The sequence below is a fragment of the Brevundimonas sp. GCM10030266 genome, from assembly GCF_042666595.1.
In the GTDB taxonomy this organism is placed as follows: domain Bacteria; phylum Pseudomonadota; class Alphaproteobacteria; order Caulobacterales; family Caulobacteraceae; genus Brevundimonas.
Genome location: NZ_JBHTCY010000003.1, coordinates 263,264 through 284,545 on the forward strand (window position 1 = coordinate 263,264; position 21,282 = coordinate 284,545).

The 21,282-nt window shown below is 68.3% G+C and carries 21 protein-coding genes; 5 read left to right on the forward strand and 16 right to left on the reverse strand.

The window, feature by feature from the left end:
* Positions 1–24: 24 nt before the first annotated feature.
* From ACFQQC_RS11080 to petA, 7 genes are all read right to left on the reverse strand, one after another.
* Positions 25–411 (reverse strand): RidA family protein, encoded by a 387-nt coding sequence (locus tag ACFQQC_RS11080; RefSeq protein ID WP_376862454.1) that lies wholly within the window; start codon positions 409–411, stop codon positions 25–27.
* Positions 411–2,036: a M28 family peptidase gene (locus ACFQQC_RS11085; RefSeq protein ID WP_376862455.1), complete on the reverse strand. Its 1,626-nt coding sequence runs from the start codon at positions 2,034–2,036 to the stop codon at positions 411–413. The genes ACFQQC_RS11080 and ACFQQC_RS11085 overlap by 1 nt, the downstream gene beginning before the upstream one ends.
* A gap of 89 nt (positions 2,037–2,125) precedes the next feature.
* Positions 2,126–3,778: a M28 family metallopeptidase gene (locus ACFQQC_RS11090; protein ID WP_376862456.1), complete on the reverse strand. Its 1,653-nt coding sequence runs from the start codon at positions 3,776–3,778 to the stop codon at positions 2,126–2,128.
* A gap of 76 nt (positions 3,779–3,854) precedes the next feature.
* Entirely contained in the window at positions 3,855–4,430 is a 576-nt protein-coding gene (locus tag ACFQQC_RS11095) for a DUF1579 domain-containing protein (RefSeq protein ID WP_376862457.1), read from the reverse strand.
* A 141-nt stretch (positions 4,431–4,571) separates the two neighbouring features.
* Positions 4,572–5,447, reverse strand: coding sequence for a cytochrome c1 (locus ACFQQC_RS11100; protein WP_376862458.1), 876 nt, complete (start codon positions 5,445–5,447; stop codon positions 4,572–4,574).
* Between the two features lie 8 nt (positions 5,448–5,455).
* A complete protein-coding gene (locus tag ACFQQC_RS11105) occupies positions 5,456–6,754 on the reverse strand; it encodes a cytochrome bc complex cytochrome b subunit (protein ID WP_376862459.1) in 1,299 nt (432 codons plus the stop codon).
* Between the two features lie 17 nt (positions 6,755–6,771).
* Positions 6,772–7,305 carry a ubiquinol-cytochrome c reductase iron-sulfur subunit gene (gene petA, locus ACFQQC_RS11110; RefSeq protein ID WP_376862460.1) on the reverse strand — a complete coding sequence of 178 codons (534 nt, stop codon included), beginning with the start codon at positions 7,303–7,305 and terminating at the stop codon, positions 6,772–6,774.
* Between the two features lie 194 nt (positions 7,306–7,499).
* On the opposite strand from petA, the gene ACFQQC_RS11115 reads away from it, so the two are divergent.
* A complete protein-coding gene (locus tag ACFQQC_RS11115; RefSeq protein WP_376862679.1) occupies positions 7,500–7,949 on the forward strand; it encodes a tRNA (cytidine(34)-2'-O)-methyltransferase in 450 nt (149 codons plus the stop codon).
* Positions 7,950–7,953: 4 nt separating this feature from the next.
* On the opposite strand, the gene ACFQQC_RS11120 is transcribed toward ACFQQC_RS11115, so the two are convergent.
* Positions 7,954–9,207: a dipeptidase gene (locus ACFQQC_RS11120; protein WP_376862461.1), complete on the reverse strand. Its 1,254-nt coding sequence runs from the start codon at positions 9,205–9,207 to the stop codon at positions 7,954–7,956.
* Positions 9,208–9,308: 101 nt separating this feature from the next.
* Here ACFQQC_RS11120 and hemF point away from each other — a divergent pair, with 101 nt between their 5' ends.
* The gene (gene hemF, locus ACFQQC_RS11125) at positions 9,309–10,184 is read left to right on the forward strand and encodes an oxygen-dependent coproporphyrinogen oxidase (protein WP_376862462.1); all 876 of its coding nucleotides are present in this window, start codon (positions 9,309–9,311) and stop codon (positions 10,182–10,184) included.
* 9 nt (positions 10,185–10,193) lie between these two features.
* On the opposite strand, the gene ACFQQC_RS11130 is transcribed toward hemF, so the two are convergent.
* Both ACFQQC_RS11130 and ACFQQC_RS11135 read right to left on the reverse strand, forming a co-directional pair.
* Positions 10,194–12,590: an ATP-binding protein gene (locus tag ACFQQC_RS11130; protein WP_376862463.1), complete on the reverse strand. Its 2,397-nt coding sequence runs from the start codon at positions 12,588–12,590 to the stop codon at positions 10,194–10,196.
* A gap of 136 nt (positions 12,591–12,726) precedes the next feature.
* Positions 12,727–13,416, reverse strand: coding sequence for a type 1 glutamine amidotransferase (locus ACFQQC_RS11135; protein ID WP_376862464.1), 690 nt, complete (start codon positions 13,414–13,416; stop codon positions 12,727–12,729).
* Positions 13,417–13,546: 130 nt separating this feature from the next.
* Here ACFQQC_RS11135 and ACFQQC_RS11140 point away from each other — a divergent pair, with 130 nt between their 5' ends.
* Positions 13,547–13,849, forward strand: coding sequence for an antibiotic biosynthesis monooxygenase family protein (locus ACFQQC_RS11140; protein ID WP_376862465.1), 303 nt, complete (start codon positions 13,547–13,549; stop codon positions 13,847–13,849).
* A gap of 4 nt (positions 13,850–13,853) precedes the next feature.
* Here ACFQQC_RS11140 and rlmJ read toward each other — a convergent pair whose 3' ends face one another.
* Positions 13,854–14,672 carry a 23S rRNA (adenine(2030)-N(6))-methyltransferase RlmJ gene (gene rlmJ, locus ACFQQC_RS11145; RefSeq protein WP_376862466.1) on the reverse strand — a complete coding sequence of 273 codons (819 nt, stop codon included), beginning with the start codon at positions 14,670–14,672 and terminating at the stop codon, positions 13,854–13,856.
* Positions 14,673–14,744: 72 nt separating this feature from the next.
* On the opposite strand from rlmJ, the gene ACFQQC_RS11150 reads away from it, so the two are divergent.
* Positions 14,745–15,734, forward strand: a complete 990-nt coding sequence (locus ACFQQC_RS11150; protein WP_376862467.1) for a DNA topoisomerase IB — start codon at positions 14,745–14,747, stop codon at positions 15,732–15,734.
* A 4-nt stretch (positions 15,735–15,738) separates the two neighbouring features.
* Here ACFQQC_RS11150 and ACFQQC_RS11155 read toward each other — a convergent pair whose 3' ends face one another.
* From ACFQQC_RS11155 to ispH, 5 genes are all read right to left on the reverse strand, one after another.
* On the reverse strand, positions 15,739–16,119 hold the full coding sequence (locus ACFQQC_RS11155) for an opioid growth factor receptor-related protein (RefSeq protein WP_376862468.1): 381 nt from the start codon (positions 16,117–16,119) through the stop codon (positions 15,739–15,741).
* Between the two features lie 88 nt (positions 16,120–16,207).
* Complete coding sequence (tdh, locus tag ACFQQC_RS11160; RefSeq protein ID WP_376862680.1) at positions 16,208–17,248, reverse strand: L-threonine 3-dehydrogenase; 1,041 nt, start codon at positions 17,246–17,248, stop codon at positions 16,208–16,210.
* Between the two features lie 11 nt (positions 17,249–17,259).
* Positions 17,260–18,450: a glycine C-acetyltransferase gene (locus tag ACFQQC_RS11165; RefSeq protein WP_376862469.1), complete on the reverse strand. Its 1,191-nt coding sequence runs from the start codon at positions 18,448–18,450 to the stop codon at positions 17,260–17,262.
* Between the two features lie 40 nt (positions 18,451–18,490).
* Positions 18,491–19,405 carry a DUF4232 domain-containing protein gene (locus ACFQQC_RS11170; RefSeq protein WP_376862470.1) on the reverse strand — a complete coding sequence of 305 codons (915 nt, stop codon included), beginning with the start codon at positions 19,403–19,405 and terminating at the stop codon, positions 18,491–18,493.
* 68 nt (positions 19,406–19,473) lie between these two features.
* Entirely contained in the window at positions 19,474–20,445 is a 972-nt protein-coding gene (gene ispH, locus ACFQQC_RS11175; protein ID WP_376862471.1) for a 4-hydroxy-3-methylbut-2-enyl diphosphate reductase, read from the reverse strand.
* 149 nt (positions 20,446–20,594) lie between these two features.
* On the opposite strand from ispH, the gene ACFQQC_RS11180 reads away from it, so the two are divergent.
* A complete protein-coding gene (locus ACFQQC_RS11180) occupies positions 20,595–21,281 on the forward strand; it encodes a Tat pathway signal sequence domain protein (protein ID WP_376862472.1) in 687 nt (228 codons plus the stop codon).
* Position 21,282 lies beyond the last annotated feature (1 nt).

Genomic DNA, 21,282 nt, shown 5'->3' on the forward strand with positions numbered 1-21,282 from the left:
TCAGCGAAGCTTCTCAAGGCGGCGTTACGCCGCCGCCACCGCCTCGATCTCAACCAGCCAGCCTTCCTCGAACAGGCCCGTCACGATCACCGTCAGGGCCATCTGCCGCCCGGCCAGCCGCCGCAACCGAACCTCGCGGTTGGGCAAGGCATAAGCCCGGTCCGACAGGTAGGTGGTCACCTTGACGAGGTTGTCCAACGTCATGCCCGCCGCGCGCAGCTGGGTCTCGACATTGTCCCAGACCTGCTCGCACTGGCCGGTGAAGTTGGTCGCCAGCGAGCCGTCCGGGGCGACCGGGATCTGGCCGGACAGATAGAGCCAGCGGGTCGCCCCGCTGACTTCACAGGCCTGCGCATACTCGCCCTCCGCCGGCGGCGAGCCGTCGCCGGTCAGGGGGCGGATGGACAGCATCAGCGGCGCGCCGCGTCCGAGCGGGCGCGGACCTGTCCGAACTCCGAGGTCGGCTTCCAGCCCGGCCAGTCCGAGCTGTTCGCGAGGTCCAGACCCAGATGATACAGCAGGGTCAGGTTCTCGACCGCCGAGGTCAGGTCCCAGTCCGCCGACCATTCGTCCGAGGGCTTGTGGTAGTGGGCGGCGAAGCGGGCCTTCCAGGCGGCCTCACCGGCCTCACGACCGCCCTCGACCCAGTCCCAGCCGTGCCAGGGCATCAGCGCCGGCACGCCCGCGCGGGCGAAGGGGAAGTGGTCCGACCGGTAGTAGAAGCCCTGCTCGGGCATGCCGTCGTCCGACACATAGCGGCCCAGCGGTTCCGCCAGCGCCTGCAGCCGGTCTTCCAGATCATTCTGCCCCTTGCCGAAGATGGCGATGTCGCGGGTCGAGGGCGACAGCGGCAGCATGTCGATGTTGATGTCGGCCACCGTGGTCTCCAGCGGATAGACCGGGTCGGCGGCATAGGCGTAGGCGCCCAGCAGCCCCATCTCCTCGGCCGCCATGTGAGCGAAGACGATGGTCCGCTTCGGACGCGGCGCGGCGCTCAGCTGGCGGGCCATCTCCAGCACGCCGATGGTGCCCGAGGCGTTGTCCCAGGCGCCGTTGAAGATCTTGTCGTCGCCCGGCGTTTCCGGATGCTGGGCCTCGCCGCCGACGTGGTCCCAGTGGGCCGAATAGATGATGGTCTCGTTCGGACGCTCGGTCCCCTCGATCTTGGCCAGAAGGTTATGGGTGACGAGCGTGTCGATGGTTTCGGAGATGTCCAGCGACAGGCTGACCCCGTTCAGCGGCACGGCCTTGAACGACCCGCTGGCGGTGTTGGCGAAGCTGTCCATGCCCAGACCGGCGGCCGAGGCCATGGCGAAGGCGGTGTCGTGATTGATCGCGCCCGAGAACTCCAGATCCGCCGCGCCCGGCGTCAGGGTGCGGGTCCGGTTGGCGCCGCGCATCATGCCCTGCCACTGGGGCGACCCGGCGGGCTGGGCGATCAGGGTGATCACGCCCACCGCGCCCCGGCGGAAGGCTTCGTCCGCCTTGTAGGCGCCCGACTGGTAGTTGGTAGCGTACTCGCCGTTGAACAGCGCCCCGTCCGGCTCGCCCGAGATGACCACCACGACCTTGCCGCGCACGTCGAGGTCGCCGTAGTCGTCCCAGTTCCGCTCGGGGGCGGTGATGCCGTAGCCGGCGAAGACCACACCCGCGTTGCGGATCGAGGCGCGGCCGTCATTGGTCGCGGCGCGCAGGGTGATGTCGGTGCCGACCGTCAGGGCGTGAGACTGGCCGTCCGGGCCGGTCCAGCTGGCCGTGCCGCCGGCGACCGGGGTGTAGCGCTTCAGCTCGACCGGCTGCAGCCACTGACCGTCCGGCCCGCCGGGCTGAAGCCCCATGGCCTCGTACTGGGCCTGCAGGAAGGCCAGGGTCAGGCGCTCACCCTCGGTGCCCGGATAGCGCCCCTGATACTCGTCGGCGCTGATGGTGCGGATGTCGGCGCTGATACGGTCGGCGGAGAAATTCTGGGCGCTGGCGGCGCCGGCCGCCAGCAGGACGGCGGCCAGGGCGATGCCGCCCGTCAGTCTGCGAAACATGGTGGGAAGCTCCATCCCGAATGCGATGGCGCGCACATTAGGGCGGCCCCGAAGGACCGCCCCTTACTTTTTTGTCATGTGGCGGAAGATCAGTCCCGCTGGTCCGCCGTCGCCGCGCGGGCCGGACCGAACTCGGAGCCTTCCTTCCACTGCGGCCACTCCCGGCTGTTCGCGAGCGCCGAACCGACCGTGTAGAGCACCTGCAGATCCTCGACCTGGCCGCGCAGGTCCCAGTTCGGCGACCATTCGTCCGCCGCCTGGTGATAGCGGCTGCGGCCGTACTCGGCGCGGGTGGCGGCGCGCTCGGCGATCGGCTCATCGCGGAAGTCGCCGGTCGAGCCGCCGTAGGTCATCGGCACGCCGCGCTTGGCCAGCGGGAAGTGGTCCGAACGGAAATAGCCGCCCGAAGCCGGATTGGCGTCCGGCTGGAGGGTTCGGCCCTGGCTCTCGACGGCGGCGCCGATGCGTTCGTCCAGGTCCGACTGGCCGTAGCCGGTGATGCCGTAGCGGTTCACCCGGCCATAGACGTTCATCGAGTCGACGTTGAACCCGCCCACGGTCGTGGCCAGCGGATAGACCGGGTTGGACGCATAGTATTCCGAGCCCAGCAGGCCGCTTTCCTCGGCGGTGAAGCTGATGAAGACGATCGAGCGTTGCGGGCGCGGTCCCGAACCGAAGGCCCGGGCCATCTCCAGCATGCCGGCGGTGCCGGTTGCGTTGTCCACGGCGCCGTTGAAGATCGTGTCGCCCTCGGCGTCCGGCGCGCCGACGCCGATGTGATCCCAGTGGGCGGTATAGAGGATGGTCTCATCCGGATGGGTCGTGCCCGGCAGGCGGGCGATGACGTTCTGCGTCGTCACCTGGGTCGAGGCCACGTCATACATGCCGTTGAAGGTCACGCCGGCCAGCTCGACCGGGCGGAAGTCGCGGCTGCGCGCGGCGACCTTCAGGGCCTCGAAATCCTGACCGGCGCGGCGGAACAGGTCGATGGCCAGGTCACGCTGAATCCAGGCTTCCATCGGCACACGCTCGGCGGCGGCGTTCTCGCGCACGATGTCGAACTGCGGACCCGACCAGCTGTTGGTCACCGTGGCCCAGCCATAGGAGGCCGGGGCGGTCTCATGGACGATGATGACGCCCGCCGCGCCCTGACGCGCCGCCTCCTCGTACTTGTAGGTCCAGCGGCCGTAATAGGTCATGGCCCGTCCGCCGAAGGTGTTCAGCTCCGGCTGCTCGAAGTCGGCGTCATTGACCAGCACGACGATGACCTTGCCGCGGACATCGACGTCCTTGAAGTCGTCCCACTGGCGCTCGGGCGCGTCGATGCCATAGCCGACGAAGACCAGCGGCTTGTTCATCAGATGCACGTGGTCGCCCGGCAGACGGGTCGAGATCACGATGTCCTGGCCCTGGGTCAGCGGGATGCTCTCGCCGCCGACGCTCAGGTTCGCCCGGACATTGGAGGCGGTGAAGCGGTTCAGGGTGACGTCCTGCGTCCACTGGCCGTTCGGCCCGCCCGGCTCCATGCCCGCCGCGGCGTACTGGGCGCTCAGATATTCGATGACCTTCTGTTCCGCCGGGGTGGCGATGCCGCGGCCCTCGAAGCTGTCGTCGGACAGGATGCGGGCGTGCTCGGACAGGCGGGCGGTGTCGAACTCCGCCGTCTGGGCGGCCGCGCCCGTGGCGCCGACGGTCAGCAGGGCGCCGGCGACGAGCGCGGCGACGGAAACGGACAAACGCATGATCTGGAGACCCTCAGCCTTTTGAACAGGGTGCGGACGTTAGGGCGCCATTCCGGGGCTGTCGATGAACCCTCGCCTACTGCGGCGACACGGCCCCCTCGCCCGGCCAGTCGGTGTCGCCGACGCGGGTCAGGCGCAGTTCGATGAAGCGGCGCGGCGGCTGCCCTTCGGCGACATAATCCCCGACCTCGTGCCAGGTCCCGTTCTCGACCACGGCGACGTACTTGATCATCGCGTTCGGCCCCGCCGGCATCTCCCAGCGGAAACCGTTCTCCGTCCGCTCGAACGGATACTCGCCCGTGTAGCCGTTGGCGTAGCTGCGGAAGAGATACTTCCCGGCCCGCTCATCCCAGGACAGGACGGCGAAGGCGTTGAACTGGGTCGAGCCGTCGGCGGCGTAGCCCCCCCCCTCGATCAGCTTGACCGACCCGCCCAGCAGCGACCCGACCCGCTCGGTCTGGGTCAGGACCGTGGTGTGGCCGGGCATGGTGGTGGTCGCCGTCCCCCGCCACTCGCCGTCCAGAAAGTCGAGCGCCCCGACATGCTCTCGCTGGGCCGGACTCCCGGCGGGTTGCTGGACCTGGGCGACGGCGGGGGCGGCGGCCAGCAGGCTGAAGGCGACAAGGGCGGATGCAAGACGCAGGCGGACCATGAGCAATCTCCCGGCGAGGCGTCACTATCCGCCCGCCCAGGCGAACTCGCAAGACATCGTTCCGCGACGCCGCCAGCCAACGAAAAACCCGCCGGAGCGCGGGCTCCGGCGGGTCGATCAGTTCAGCCTGTCAGGCGGTCCCTAGTGGGCGACGCCCTTCCAGATCCGGCGGTAGGACAGGTAGGTCACACCGGCGAACAGCAGCAGGAAGATCAGGGTGCCGACGCCGGCGCGCTTGCGGGCGACCTGCTTCGGATCCGAGGCCCAGGCGATGTAGGCCGCGACATCCTTGGCGTAGTTGTCGACGGTCGCCGCGGTGCCGTCGTCATAGGTGACCTGACCGTTCTGCAGCGGGTTCGGCATGGCGATGAAGCCGCCCGGCGGCACGTGGGCGCCTTCCGCCACGAACGGCGTCAGATCGCCGGCCATGTACTCGTTGTAGGTCTGGCCCGGGCGGATCTGCAGGCCGGCCGGCGGAGCCTTGTAGCCCGTCAGCAGCGAGTAGATGTAGTTGGCGCCGCCGTGGCGGGCCTTGGCCATGACCGACAGGTCCGGCGGAGCCGCCCCGCCGTTGGCGGCAGCCGCGGCCGTCGCGTTGGGGTACGGGTTCGGGAAGCGGTCGGCGGCGGTGCCGTCCCGCATGATCGCCTCACCGGTTTCCGTGTCGATATCGGCGATCTGAACCTCGGCCGCGAGCACCTTCACGAAACGGTTCTCGGCCGCGCTGACCTGATGGGAGTCATAGAACGGGCCGCCCGGCTCGGCGAGCGTGCGGAAATGCATGAGGTTCATGCTGTGGCAGGAGGCGCAGACCTCGCGGTAGACCTTGTAGCCGCGCTGCAGCTGGCCCTGGTTGAAGGTGCCGAAGGGGCCTTCGAACGAGAAGCCGCCGTCGCGCAGGGCATGGCCGCCGCCGCCGGCCGCGAGAGCGGGAGCCGACGACAGGGTCAGGCCGGCCGCGGCGGCGATCAGGACCAGGGTCTTCTTCATGGCGTGCATCGAAGTTTTTAGGGTCATGGTCGCACTCAGCCCTTCTGCTCTTCGCCGCCCGACAGGACGGGTTCGGAGATGGTGGCCGGGATCGGCAGCGGCTTCTCCTTGAGACCCACCAGCGGCAGGATCAGCAGGAAGAAGGCGAAGTAGTAAAGCGTGGCGAAGCGGGTCAGCCACAGGTAGCTGTTCAGGTCGCCGTCGATCAGGACGAAGGTCTTGAACGAGCCGATGACCGGAGCGTCCGGCAGCTGCGCGCCGCACCAGCCCAGCAGCAGGCCGACGAAGACGAAGATGACGAAGAAGGTCCGCATGGTCGGGCGGTAGCGCATCGAACGCACCTTCGACGTATCCAGCCAGGGCAGGACGAACAGCACCCCGATCGCCGCGAACATGGCCACGACGCCGCCGAACTTGTCGGGGACCGCGCGCAGGATCGCGTAGAAGGGCAGCATGTACCACTCGGGCACGATGTGCGCCGGGGTCTGCAGCGGGTTGGCAGGGATGTAGTTGTCGGCGTGGCCCAGGGCGTTCGGCATGAAGAAGACGAACGTCGCGAACAGCATCAGGAACAGGATGATGGCGAAGCCGTCCTTGACCGTGAAGTACGGGTGGAACGGCACCATGTCCTTCTTCTCCCGATCCTTCGGGATCAGGATGCCGACCGGATTGTTCTGGCCGGCGTGGTGCAGGGCCCACAGGTGCAGCACCACGCAGCCGGCGATGACGAACGGCAGCAGGTAGTGCAGCGAGAAGAAGCGGTTCAGGGTCGCGTTGTCGATCGCCGGACCGCCGCGCAGCCAGATCAGGATCGGCTCGCCCAGAACCGGGATCGCCCCGATCAGGTTGGTGATCACCTCGGCGCCCCAGTAGGACATCTGGCCCCACGGCAGGACATAGCCGAGGAAGGCGGTGGCGATCATCAGGAAGAAGATCACGCAGCCGACGATCCAGATCATCTCGCGCGGCGCCTTGTACGAGCCGTAATAGAGGCCGCGCAGCATGTGCAGATAGACCGCGATGAAGAACATCGAGGCGCCGTTGGCGTGGGTGTAGCGGATCAGGTCGCCGCCGTTGACGTCGCGCATGATGCGCTCGACCGAGGCGAAGGCCAGTTCAGTGTTGGGCACATAGTGCATGGCCAGCACGATGCCGGTCGCGATCTGCGTGACCAGGCAGAGGGCCAGGATACCGCCGAAGGTCCACCAGTAGTTGAGGTTCTTCGGGGTGGGCAGCGACATGTAGTCGGCGCCGAAGCGGACGATCGGAAGACGGGTGTCGAGCCATTTCTCGACGGCGGTCTTCGGGACGTAGGTGGATTCGTGAGCGCTCATCGTTCTTCCCTGCGTCCTCAGCCGATCTTGATGCGGGTGTCGGAAACGAATTCGTATTCCGGCACGATCAGGTTGAGCGGAGCGGGGCCCTTACGAATGCGGCCCGAGGCGTCGTAGTGCGAACCGTGGCAGGGGCAGAACCAGCCGCCGAACTCGCCGGTGCCGAAGGTCGGAACGCAGCCCAGGTGGGTGCAGTTGCCCAGCACGACCAGATACTGGTGGTGACCTTCCTTGGTGCGGGCGGCGTCGCTTTCGGGCGGGCTGCCTTCATTCGGCTGCGCGGCGAGGGTCTGCATTTCGGCGGCCGAGCGATAGCGCACGAACACCGGCTTGCCCTGCCACTTGATGACGACCTGCTGGCCTTCCTGGACCTTGGTCATGTCGAATTCGATCGACGCCAGGGCCAGCGTATCCGCCGCCGGGTTCATCTGGTTGATCAGCGGCCACACGACCATGGCGCCCGCGCCCACCGCCGCCGCGCCGGCTGCGATGTGGATGAAATCCCGGCGGGTGGCTTCGCCGCCCTCACCTTCAACGACCGATTCGGCCACGTTTCACTCCTCGGTAAGCCACTTCCCACACCCGATCCGGAACGGGGTGGTGCAGCTGAATGTGTTTGGCGAAACCCGAAAAGCCCCATCCGGTCCAGTTTTGCGGTATTACCCGCAAGTTGCTGATGCTTCTTGCGAAACAGTCGCAAATAGACCGCGACAAACCCCCAGGTCCCGCGTATCACGGCCTTAGAATGCGTCTCGCCCTTTTTCAACCAGCCATTCCACAGAACGTAGGCGCTTGCATTCGACTGAGCGCCTGTTTCGGCATGGAACTTCACGTCATCGAGCCCGCCGGTTTCCGTTTCGACGACCGGGCGATGAAGCGGGCCGCGCTGGATTACGGCCCGCTTGGCCACATGACCCGACATGCGGACTGGGAGACATTCCAGCATGATCGGGCGCCCGGGCGGCTGGTGCTGTTCACGACAAAAGGCGCCACGCCCCTGCAGGACTTCGCCTTTGAAGCGGACGATGTGTTGCTGTTCGGCAGCGAGCCGACCGGCGCCCCGGATTACGTCCACGCCGCCGCCGATGAACGGGTGGTGATCCCCCTGAAGGCCGGGGCGCGATCCCTGAACCTGTCGGTCTCGGCCGGGATCGCGCTGTTCGAGGCGCTGAGAAAGACCGGCGGCCTGCCCTGATCGCCTACTCCGGCGCGCCGGCGTCGGGCAGGGCCGCGAGGCTGGGCCGCTCGGCCCTCTTGGCCTCGGCCACGGCCTCGACCGCCCGCAGGGTGCGCAGCAGGTTTTCGCCCGCCAGCTTGCGAATGTCCGCCTCGCTCCAGCCGCTGGCCATCAGGGCGGCGAGAATGCGGGGATAGGCGTCCACGCCGTCGACGTTCTCGGGCAGGGCGCCGACGCCGTCGAAATCACCGCCCAGGCCGACATGATCGATCCCGGCGACGTCACGGACATGCTGGATGTGGGCCACGACATCGGCCAGGGTCGCCTCGGGACGCGGGTTGGCCTGGACCCAGGCGGTCATGCGGGGATCCTCGGGGCGGGTGTTCGGCGCGATGCCCAGCCGTGCGGCCTCTGCATTGTAGGCCGGGCCCCAGTCCATGTTGGCCTGACTGACGAAGGCCGGCACGAAGGTGACCATGACGATCCCGCCGTCCTCGGCCATCTGGCGCAGGACCGCGTCCGGGACATTGCGCGGATGGTTGGTCACCGCCCGCGCCGAGGAGTGGGAGAAGATCACCGGGGCCTCGGACACCCGCATGGCGTCCAGCATGGTCTCCTCGGAGACGTGGCTGAGATCGACCATCATGCCGAGGCGGTTCATCTCCTTGACCACCTGCTCGCCGAAGGGCGACAGGCCGCCCCATTTCGGCGCGTCGGTGGCGCTGTCGGCCCAGGTCGTGGTCGTGGAGTGGGTCAGGGTCATGTAGCGGACCCCGGCTTCATGGAACTCCCGCAGCAGGCCCAGGGAATCGTCGATCGAGTAGCCGCCCTCGATGCCCATCAGGCTGGCGATCCGGCCCTGACCGTGGATGCGGACGATATCGTCGGCGGTCGTGGCCAGTTCGAAGGTCTCCGGATAGGCGGCGACCATGCGGCGGACGATGTCGATCTGCTCCCACGTCGCCACCGCCGCATCCGGCGGGCTGAGACTGGCCGGGACATAGACCGACCAGAACTGCCCCCCGACGCCGCCCGCGCGCAGGCGGGGAATGTCGGTGTGCAGACGCGTCGAGGCCTTCAGATTGGTCTCCAGATTCACCGCGAAGGGATCGCGACCATGCCCCTGCCGCAGCGCCCAGGGCAGGTCGTTGTGACCGTCGATCAGGGGCGTGGTCTCGAGAATCCGCGCCTGGGCCTCGCCCGGCTGGGTCTGGGCCATGGCCGGAAGCGCGAACGCCGACAGGGCGGCGGCGGCCAGAAGGGCGGTGCGGAACATGGGCGAACTCCCGACAAAGCGAAGCCGTGACAGTGCGCAGGGCGACCGCCGGGGTCAACGCCGCCCTTTCGCCGAAGGCTGCGCCGTCATAGGAAGCCGGAATGAACGACGCCGCCGATCCCCTCGCGCAGAAGAAGGCCGCCGCCCGCCAGTGGTTCGAGACCCTGCGCGACCGCATCCACACCGGGTTCGAGGCGCTGGAGGATGCGGCCCCCGCCGATCTGTTCCCGGGCGAACCGGGCCGGTTCGTGCGCACCCCCTGGGACCGGAATGAGGGCGGCGGCGGCGTGATGGGCATGATGCACGGCCGCCTGTTCGAGAAAGTGGGCGTGCATGTCTCGACCGTCCACGGCAGCTTCCCCGCCGACTATGCGAAGTCGGTGCCCGGCGCCGCCGAGGATCCGCGCTTCTTCGCCACCGGCATCAGCCTGATCTGCCATCCGGTCAGCCCGCGCGTGCCGGCGGTGCATATGAACACCCGCTTCATCGCGACCACGAAGAGCTGGTTCGGCGGCGGCGGCGACCTGACGCCGGTGCTGGATGTGGATCGCCGCGACGACCACCCGGACACCCTCGCCTTCCACGCCGCGATGAAAACCGCCTGCGACGCCCACGATCCCGCCTGGCATGCCAAATACAAGGCGTGGTGCGACGAGTATTTCTTCCTGCCACACCGCAATGAGCCGCGCGGCACCGGCGGCATCTTCTACGACCACCACGACAGCGGCGACTGGGACCGCGACTTCGCCTTCACCCGCGATGTCGGCGAGGCCTTCCTGGAGGTCTATTCGCGGATCGTGTCCGGCCGGATGGGCGAGGCCTGGACGGCGGAGGAGCGCGAGGAGCAGCTGGTCCGGCGCGGGCGTTACGTCGAGTTCAACCTGCTGTACGACCGCGGCACGATGTTCGGCCTGAAGACCGGCGGCAACGTCGACTCGATCCTGAGCTCGATGCCGCCCGTGGTAAAGTGGCCCTAAGACTGATCGTCAGGCCGCCTCGGCCTCGACCTCGTCGTTCAGGGCGGCGGTGATGGCCGCGAACAGGCTGGCGAAGGTGACCGGCTTGGTCAGGTGGCCGTCGGCGCCGGCCTGACGGCCCGCCTCGACATGTTCGGCCATGGCGTTGGCGGTCAGCATGATCACCGGCGTGTGGCCCAGCCCCTGTTCGGCCTCAAGGGCGCGAATGGCGCGGGTGGCGGTCAGGCCGTCCATCACCGGCATCTGCATGTCCATCAGCACCAGATCGAAGCCCCCCTCCCGGAAGGCGTCCAGCGCCTGTCGCCCATCCTCGACGGCGACCAGCTCCATGGCGGTGGCGGACAGCATGATCTCGACCACCTTGCGGTTGGCGGGATGGTCATCGGCCAGCAGGATGCGCAGCGGCGCGGCCGAAACATCCACCGGATCGTTGCCGACGACCGGCTCCGCCGCGACGACCGCGACCGTCGGCAGGGCGATCTCGAACCAGAAGGCGGCCCCCTCGCCCGGCGTGCTCTCGCAGTCCAGCGCCCCGCCCATCAGGTCCACCAGCGCGGTGGAGATGGCCAGCCCCAGACCGGTGCCGCCGAAGCGACGGGTGATGGAGCCGTCCGCCTGCTGGAAGCGAACGAAGATGCGGCTCTTCTGTTCGGCGTCGAAGCCGACGCCGGTGTCGCTGACGCGGAACAGGGCGTGCCCTTCGCCCGTCGCCTGCACGGTCAGGGTCACCGCGCCCTCGGCGGTGAATTTCAGGGCGTTCGACACGAGGTTGGTCAGCACCTGGCGAAGGCGGACGGCGTCGCCCTCGACGAAGCCGGACAGGGCCGGATCGAAGTCGACGTTCAGGGCCACGCCCTTGTCCTCCGCCTTGACCCGCCACAGGGCGGCGACGTCGCTGACGGCCTGTTCCAGATCGAAGGCGACGGGCTCCAGCGTGACCTGACCGGACTCGATCTTGGCGCTGTCGAGAATGTCGGACAGCAGCCGCTCCAGCGTGGCGCCGGACGAGCAGATCAGATCGACCATCTCCCGCTCCTGCGGGTCCAGATCGCGACGGGCCAGCGCGTCGGCCATGGACACGACGCCGTTCAGGGGCGTGCGGATCTCGTGGCTCATATTGGCCAGGAATTCGGACTTGGCGCGGTTGGCCTCCTCGGCCCGACGCTGCGCCTGACGCAGGTGCAGCCCCTGCTTCCACAGCCAGCCGACGGCCCCGACGGCGCAGATCAGGAACAGCACCGCGATGATGGTGATGGCCAGTTGCAGACGGGTGTTGGCGCTTGCGGTCTCGAGCTGGCGACGACGCTCGATCAGCTGCTGCTGCATGTTGCCGGTGACCTGATGGACCCCGGCGCTGAAGGCGCGGGCCGCTTCGGTCTCGCCCGTCCGCATGTGGTCGTGCAGCAGACGGTAGGCCTCCTCGGCGCGTCCCTCGGCGAACAGGACCTCGGCCTCGACATGATCGAACTCGGACTGCTCGCCGACATCGGTCTCCAGCGCCCGGAGCTTGGCCAGATCGCGACGGGCGGCTTGCGTCTGGCCGAGGCGGGCGCGGGCGATGGCGCGCAGCGGCAGGGCGTCCCGCGCCAGGAAGGCCGCCTCGCCGAGGTCTTCGCCATAGGGCGCCAGACAAGCCAGCACCGCGTTGGCGTCCCGACGCAGGTTGGCGACGGTGGCGCACAGGCTGGCGTCGTAGATTTTCAGCGTGGGCAGGTCCGAACGGTGCGCCAGCCGGCTGTGGGCGGCATAGTAGCGCTGGGCGCGATCCGCCGCGCCGACCGACACGGCCATCATGGTCAGGTTGTAGAGGCTGTCGAAATCCGGGCGCGGATAGTCGGGGTTGGAATAGTCGATCTCGAACTTGCGGAAGGCGTCGGACGCGCCCTCGACGTCGTGCAGATCCTTCAGCCCCATGCCCGCCACTTCCCAGATCCCGGCGCGGGCGGTGTTCGCGAAGGGATCGCCATCCGGCACATCGGCCTCGGCGCGGGTGAGCAGTTGCAGTCCCTCTCCGATCCGGGCGTTGTCGATCAGCCAGAGCGCCGTCAGCCGTGTCGCATGGGCGCGCACGAACCAGTCGCGACCGCCCGTGGCCATGCGCTGCATCTCGGCGGCGACCGAGCTGTCGCCCTGGTCATAGCGAACCGTCAGGGCGTTCAGATGGGCGATGTCGATGTAGCGCAGATCGTTCTGGCGCCGGGCCGCCTGCATCAGACGGCGATTCCAGACCATGGCCCGGTCGAACTCGCCCTGGTTCAGGATGGTCCAGGTGACGTGATAGAGCCGGTTCAGCCCCTCACGGTCATCTCGCGAAACAGCGGCATGGCCGAAGCGCTCCAGCGCGGCGAAGCTGGTGGAGGCGGCGCGGCGCTCGACGAAATCGGCCAGCCGCAGGGCGTCCGCCACGCCGGGGTCCGCCGACGTCGATTGCGCGCGCGCGGCGCCGGGGCCGCTCGCGAACGCGATCAGCAAGGCGACGAAAAGCGCGAACCGGGAAAGCGACATATCCTCCCCGTCTTCGCATGCATTCATTGAACAAGGTTTACGGTTGGAGGAACGACCGTATCCAGCCGGACACCAGCGCGCGGTCGTTCGGCTGCTCAAGGCTGTCCAGCGCCTGATCGACCAGTGCGCCGTCGATCCGCCCTCGCCGCCCTGCGGTCAGTTCGGCGGCATAGGCCGGGGTGAACTCCGGGTGCCCCTGGAAGCTGATGGCGTCATCGCCCCAGATCAGGCCCGCGTGGGGTGTGAAGTCGCTACGCAGCAGGACGCGGGCTTCGGCCGGGATCGCCATCACCTGATCCTGATGCGAGACCGGAATGGCGACGGTCGCGGCGGCGGGCGTCATCCAGTCCTGTTCGCTGACGACCTGATAGCGATGCAGGCCGACGCCCCAGCCGCGCTCCGACTTCTCGACCCGCCCGCCCAGCGCCTGGGCGAGCGCCTGATGGCCGAAGCAGACGCCGACCAGCTTCGTCTGGCCTCGCGCCGACCGGATCCAGCCCAGAAGGGCGCCGATCCAGGCGTCGTCCTCATAGACCCCGGCGGCCGAGCCGGTGATGATCGCGCCGTCGAAGGCGACCGGGTCCGGCCACTCGCCCGCCTGCACATCGAAGGTGGTGGCGGCGAACCCCTCTCCCAGCAGGCCTTCGAACATGGCGGGATAGTCGCCGTGGATGTCGGCCAGGGCGGGCGGCGGAGCGCCGGTCTTCAGAATGGCGATACGGGGCATGCGGCTCTCCTCGGAGGCCCGATATGGCGACGGCTCGCGACGGGACAAGATTGTCGCGCGACCGCAGGGCGCACCCTTTCTTGACGTCTGGCGCACAAAGTTGAAGCAAATCCGCCCTAGAGGACGCCCTATGTCCGACGCCGAACCCGTGGTCCTGATCAACGTCTATCGCTGCGCGCCCGAGAAACAGGCGCTGCTGATGGACTATCTGGCCGTCATGGTCGCCGCCCAGCGCGGAGCGGAAGGCTTCGTCTCCGCTACCCTGCACCGGGGCCTGAACGGCAAGGTCGCCGCCGTCCACGCCGTCTGGCGCTCGCAGGAGGACTGGAAGGCGATGGCGCGCATCCCCGGGGTCGCCGCCGCCATGGAGCCCATCATGGCCATCGCGATGTTCGAGCCGAACCTCTACGAGGCCGGCGAGGTCATCGACTGACCTCTCAGGCCATCCAGACCTCGGCCTTGGCGCCCGCGTCGCCGAGATTGGCGGCCACCCAGTCGCAGACCTGACGCGCCGCGTCCTCCGCGCCCACGGGCGGATTGAGGATGACCATGGCGCAGCCGTTCATCTTCATCGGATTGGTCAGGGGGCGCAGGCGGGCCTCCGCCACCAGCACCCGCTTGGCGCCCGCCTCGTCCAGCCGCCGCAGGAAGCCGTCGAAGGTTTCCAGATCCTTCAGCGGGGTCCAGACCGCGACCATGGCCCGGGCGTCGGCGCGGACGATGGCGGCGGCGGTGTCGGCCGCGCGGATATAGTCGTCCGGCCGCTCGAACGGCGGATCGATCAGCACGAAGGCGCCCGGCGAATGCGCCGCCTCGGCCCGCGCCTGATCATAGCCGTCGCCGCCCCGGCCCGAGGCTTGCGGGAAGGGCTCCAGCGCCTCGGTCAGCAGGTCCAGCACCGGCGGGTTCAGTTCGAAGCCGATATAGCGGTCGTCGCGATCCAGCCGCCGCGCGACCAGCACCGGCGAGCCCGGATAGAGGTTGGCGCCGCCGTTCGGGTTCAGTTCCTGCACAGCCCCGGCCAGAGCCTCGATCAGGGGCGGGCGGGCGTCCGCCGCCATCAACCGGACGATGCCGGCCTCGGCCTCCTTCGACCGCGTGGCGTCGCCGGTGAGGTCATAGGCGCCGGCGCCGGCATGGGTGTCGATCACCGTGACCGGACCGGAGGCGCGACGACGCTCCAGCAGCCAGAGCACGAGGGCGTGCTTGACCAGATCGGCGAAATTTCCGGCGTGGAAGCTGTGGCGATAGTTCATGCCCATGCCCTCCCCTTCCCGGCGCGTCGGGTCAAGAGGAACCCGCCGTCTTCCGCCTCGTTGCTGATCGCCATGACCGACGTCGAGATCCCTGAAGGCCTGACCTGGTGCAGCGACGAGATGACCGGGCTCTCCCGCCAGCGCTCGGGGACGGGCTTTCGGTATCTGGACAAGGCGGGCAAGCGCATCGGCGATGCGAAGGTTCTGGATCGCATCCGGGGGCTGGCCATTCCTCCGGCCTGGACCGACGTCTGGATCTGCCCGCGCGCCACCGGCCATATCCAGGCGACGGGGCGGGACGCGAAGGGCCGCAAACAGTACCGCTACCACCCCGACTGGAGCCGTCACGCCTCGGAGAGCAAGTTCGACCGCCTGCCCGCCTTCGCCCGCGCCTTGCCGAAGTTGCGCGAGCGGGTCGAGGCCGATCTGGCGAAGCGGGGCGTCAGCCGGGACAAGGTGCTGGCCACCGCCGTGCGCCTGCTGGAGATCACCCTGATCCGGGTGGGCAATGCAGAATATGCGAAGCAGAACCGCTCCTACGGCCTGACCACACTGCACAAGCGCCATCTGGAGGTGGACGGCGCGGCCCTGAACTTCGCGTTCAAGGGCAAGAGCGGGGTGGAGCATGAGGTGAAGGTGCGCGACCGCCGGCTGGCGACAGTCGTCCGGTCCCTGCGCGAACTACCGGGGCAGCAACTGTTCAAATATCGCAGCGCCGACGGCGACCTCTGCCCGATCACCTCGGATGATGTGAACGCCTACATCCGGGACGCCATGGGCGAGCAGTTTTCGGCCAAGGATTTCCGCACCTGGGCCGGGACGGTGTCGGCGGCGCGGGCGCTGCGGGAGACAGAGACGCCGACCTCCCCCACCGATGCCAAGCGCAAGGTCACGGTCTGCGTGAAGGCGGTGGCGGGTCTTCTGGGCAATACACCGACCGTCTGCCGGTCATCCTATGTCCACCCGCGCGTGTTCGAGATGTTCGAGGCGGGAGAACTGCGCGCCCTGCCCGGACCGGAGGCCAAGGGGTTCGAGACCGCCCTGATCCGGGCGCTGCGCTGACCCGTCAGGCCGTGGCCCAGTAGCCGCGGCTGCGCGAATTGACCGGGGCGCCGGTCGCCTCGACCCGCGCCATGATCCAGGCCTTGAAGCCCTCCGCCGCCGCATCACCGCGGAGCAGCCGCAGCGAGCGGATGATGCGGGTGATCCGAAGGTGGTTGTGATCCTCGGCCCTCAGCCAGCGATCGGTGTCCCGATAGAAGGACGCCATCCGGTCCGTGGCGCCCGCCAGCACGATCTGGGCGATGCTGGAATGCGCGATGGCCGCGACCTCCTCGGTCGTCAGCACCGGCGCGTCCGGCACGGCGCCGGACGGCTCGGTCAGCGGGAACAACCACTGGATGTAGTCGTGGTTCTGCTCCAGCGCGGCGTTGTTGAACGCCAGCACATCGAAGATCAGCCGCCCCCGGCTATCGGTCCCCGCCCCTTCAAGGAAGGCGAGGACCGGATACAGCGTCTCGCTCAGCCTCGCCTCCTCAGGCGGTCTTGTCCCAGTTCAGCACCACCTTGCCGGACTGACCCGAGCGCATGGCCTCGAATCCCTCGCGGTAGTTCTCGTAGGACATCTGGTGGGTGATCAGCGGCTGCAGGTCCAGACCGGCCTTCAGCAGCCCCAGCATCTTGCGCCAGGTGGTGAACATCTCGCGCCCGTAGACGCCCTTGATGGTCAGGGCCTTGAGGATGATCTGGCCCCAGTCGGTCTCCATCGGCTTTGACGGAATGCCCAGCAGAGCCATGCCGCCGCCCATGATCAGGGTGTCGACGCACTGTTTGAAGGCGATGGGCGAGCCCGACATTTCCAGCGCCACGTCGAAGCCGACCTTCAGGCCCAGCTCGTGCATGACGTCGCGCAGGTCTTCCTTGCTGGTGTTCACCGTGCGCACGCCCGGCGCGACCTTCTGGGCCAGTTCCAGGCGGAAGTCGTTGATGTCGGTCAGGACGACGGTGCGGGCGCCCGCATGGCGCGCGACGGCGGCGGCCATCATGCCGATGGGACCGGCGCCGGTGACGATGACGTCCTCGCCCAGCAGGTCGAACTGCTGCGCGGTGTGCACGGCGTTGCCGAACGGATCGAGGATCGAGCCGATCTCATAGGGCACGTCGTCCGGAAGCTCGATCACGTTGAAGGCCGGGGCCACGACGTATTCGGCGAAGGCGCCCTGACGGTTCACGCCGATGCCGCGGGTGTCCGGGTCCAGATGGAAGTGACCGGCGCGGGCGGCTTCGGAGTTCAGGTCGATGACGTGGCCTTCGGCCGAGACGCGCTGGCCGACCTTGAGGCGGCGATCCACGTCCTTGCCGATGGCGACGATCTCGCCGGCGAACTCGTGGCCGGTGATCATCGGGACCGGCACGTTCTTCTGGGACCACTCGTCCCAGTTCCAGATGTGGATGTCGGTGCCGCACACAGCCGTGCGCTTGACCTTGATCAGCACATCCTCGTCGCCCGGCGTCGGGATCGGCGCGTCGATCAGTTCGAGGCCGACCTCGGGTTTCGTCTTGGCCAGAGCCTTCATCATGTCAGTCATCAGATCACTCCCAGTTCCTTGCCGGCCGTCGTGAACGCCGCGACCGCTTGATCAATCTGTTCGAAGGTGTGCGCCGCCGACATCTGGGTGCGGATGCGGGCCTGTCCACGCGGGACCACCGGGAAGCTGAAGCCGATGACATAGATGCCCAGCTCCAGCAGGCGGGCGGCCATGTCCTGCGCCAGCTTAGCGTCGCCCAGCATGACCGGGATGATCGGATGCTCGCCCGGCTGCAGGGTGAAGCCCGCCTCGGTCATGGCCTTGCGATAGCGGGCGGCGTTGGCGAACAGCTGTTCGCGCAGCTTGTCGCCCTCTTCACCGGCAGCGATGCGAATGGCCTCCAGCGACGAGCCGCAGACGGCGGGGCTGAGGGCGTTGGAGAAGAGGTAGGGCCGGGCGCGCTGCTTCAGCAGGGCCACGACGTTCGCCTTTGCGCAGATGAAGCCGCCCATGGCGCCGCCCAGCGCCTTGCCGAAGGTGCCGGTGACGAAATCGACCTCGACGCCGTGATAGGCGTAGGAGCCCCGGCCTTTCGGCCCGAGGAAGCCCGTGGCATGGCAGTCATCGACCATGACCAGGGCGCTGTACTTGTCGGCCAGCGCGCGGATGTCCTTCAGTTTGGCGATGTAGCCGTCCATCGAGAAGGCGCCGTCGGTGGCGATGATGATCTCCTTGGCGCCGTCCGCCCGGGCCTGCTTCAGCTGGGCCTCGAGGTCATCCATGTCCGAGGTGGCGAAGCGGTAGCGCTTGGCCTTGCACAGACGGACGCCGTCGATGATCGAGGCGTGGTTCAGGCTGTCCGAGATGATGGCGTCGTCGGCGCCGAACAGGGGCTCGAAGATGCCGCCGTTGGCGTCGAAGGCGGCGGCGAACAGGATCGAATCCTCAAAGCCGAGATAGTCGGCGATGGCGCGTTCCAGCGTCTTGTGAATCTCCATCGTGCCGCAGATGAAGCGGACCGAGGCGGTGCCCGCGCCATAGACCTCGGCGGCGTTGGCGCCCGCGGCCACGACCCGCTCGTCCCCGGCCAGCCCCAGATAGTTGTTGGCGCAGAAGTTCAGGACGTTGCGCCCTCCCACCCGGATGACCGGCCCCTGACGGGAATGGATCACGCGCTCGGGCTTGGTCAGCCCCTGGGCGTCGATGTCGGCGAGTTCCGCGGAGACGCGGTCATAGAAGGTCGCTGTCATGCGCGCTCCGCTACGCCGATTTCGTGACGGATTGAACCCCCTAAACCGTCGGTTCCGGCGCCGGCGTGCCCGTCGGGACCAGTGAACGGATCGGACTGACCCGGACACGACCGCCGCAAGGCGCGAAGGCCATGTCCAGCGAGGCCGCGGCGGTGTCGTTCGGCGCCGTCACCCGGATGCGGGTCACGTTCGGGCAGGAGGCCTGGCCCTGCGCCTCGTTCGGCACCACGCTCCATGCCAGTTCGAAGGCGGCCTTGGCCTGCGGGGCCAGGGTGACCGGGGCGGGGGCCTGGCCGGCGGTGAAGTAGCTGCCGGGGCTCTGCTCACTGCGGATGGCGGTCAGGTTGCGGCCCTGACGGTCCTGCAAGACCACGCCCGGATAGCCGGTCAGGCTGCAGGCCGTCGCGCCGATGTTCTGGATGCCGATATTGGTGACACGATTGCCGGCGCCGGCGTCGCCGCCCTCGGTCGAAAGCTTCAGCTGTGGTCCCCGGCAGGGCGCGGCGGCGGGCAGGACGCCGCCGGGCGCGGGCTCGGGCGTCGGAACCGGTCCCGGCGCGACCGGACCGGAGGACGGACGGCTGCAGCGCTCCAGCACGGCGGTTCCGACGTCCTCGTTCGGGCCCAGGCGGCTGAGGGTGGCGCTTTCCGCGCCATCGCGATTGGCCGTCCACCACTCGATGCCCGAGCCGACGTAGCGGGCGCCCGACGCCGCCTGCACGGTGCGCAGGACATAGGTCTGGCCCTTGTAGGCGAGCTGGGCGGTGGCGGTGTCAGGGTAGATGACGTTGACCGGCTGGCCGCTTTCGCAGGCATAGCTGACCGGCGGGGTGGGCGGCGTCGCGGGCGCGGGCGCCTCGGCCAGCGGCGCGGGCGGCGCTTCGGACTCCTGCGTACAGGCGGAGACGGTCAGGGCCAGAATAGAGACGACAGAGCAGGCGACGGTCAGACGCATTGAGAGTTCCCTTTCCCGATCCGGCGTTAACGCTGATGAACGGCAAAGGCTCCGCTTGCGCAAGCGGTTCAGGTCGTCAGAACACGCGGCAGCTTGAAGGTCACGGTCTCGCGGGCACCGTCGTCCTCGACCACATCGGCGTCGAAGCGATCCCGGACGGCCTGCACCAGATCCTCGATCAGCCGCTCGGGGGCCGAGGCGCCGGCGGTGATGCCGAGCGTGGAGACACCCTCCAGCCAGGTCCAGTCGACATGGCTGGCGTCATCCACCAGCCGCGCATCCTTCGCCCCGGCCTTGATCGCCACCTCGACCAGACGAACCGAGTTGGACGAGTTCTTCGACCCGACCACCAGCACCAGGTCACAGCCCTCGCCGAGGCGCTTCACAGCTTCCTGACGGTTGGTGGTGGCGTAGCAGATGTCTTCCTTGTGCGGATCCGGCAGCTCCGGGAAACGCCGCTTCAGCGCGCCGAGGATTTCGGCGGTGTCATCGACCGACAGGGTGGTCTGGGTCGCATAGGCCAGCGGGGCGTCGCCGGGCCGTTCGAAGGCTTCGGCGTCCTCGACGGTTTCCACCAGGCTGATGGCGCCGGCGGGCAGCTGGCCCATGGTGCCGACCACCTCCGGGTGGCCCGCATGGCCGATCAGGATGATGTGGCGACCGGCGGCATGGTGGCGCTCGGCCTCGACGTGGACTTTCGACACCAGCGGGCAGGTGGCGTCGAGATACAGCATCTCACGCGACCGGGCGGTTTCCGGCACTGACTTGGGCACGCCGTGGGCCGAGAAGACCACCGGACGATCGTCGGGGCAGTCATCCAGTTCCTTGACGAAGACCGCGCCCATCTCACGCAGGCGTTCGACGACATGGCGATTGTGCACGATCTCGTGGCGCACATAGACGGGCGCGCCGTATTTCTCGATGGCGCGCTCGACGATCTGGATCGCCCGGTCCACGCCGGCGCAGAAGCCGCGAGGCGTGGCCAGACGCACTGTGAGCGGGCGTTTGTCGGCCGGATAGATCGGCTGGTGAACGGTCATGGCCGGAACCTAGTCGCTCGGATCGCTCGCCGCCACCGTCGTTTCCGCGCGCGGCGGGTTTGCCGCGCCTCCGTTTAGCCGCTATCAGCGGCAAGCGTGCGGTCGGCGTCGGGCTGTCGCCGCCTCCTCATGATCTGGAAGAGCATTTGATGCGTCGCGTCCTGAAGGTTTCCCTCGCCTCGGCTCTTGTCGCCGCCACCCTGTCGGCCGTTGCGCCGGTCGCGGTCGCGCAATCGTCCGGCACGCCCCGCCCGGGCGGCGGTCAGGAAGGCCAGCAGGCCGAGGAGCGCACCAGCAGCCGTCAGCCCCGGATCGCGCCGCTGCGCCGCCGCGCCGCCGCCGGTCCCTGCCCCTATGTGAAGATTCTCTACGACGCCGCCCGCTACGTCGAAATGACCGGCGACCGGGTCAGCGCCGCCAACGTCGGCTTCACCGGCGAGGTCGAAGGGCTGGTGTCGGACTGCTCCTACCAGAGCGACGAGCCCATCGTTGTGGAGACCCGCGTGCTGTTCAACTTGGGTCGCGGCCCGCAGGCGGACGGCGCCTCGCGCACCTACCGCTACTGGATCGCCGTGACCGAACGGAACAGCGCGGTGCTGGACAAGGTCTATTTCGACCTGCCGGTGACCTTCGAGAACGGCGCGACCACCGCGACCGTCACGCGTGACAACACCGTCGTGATCCCGCGCGCCAACGCGACCACCAGCGGCAGCAATTTCGAAATCCTCGTGGGCTTCGACGTGACGCCGCAGATGGCCGAGTTCAACCGTTCGGGCAGCCGTTTCCGCGTTAACGCGGGCACCACCGCTCCCACGACCCAACCCCCGGCCCAGTAAA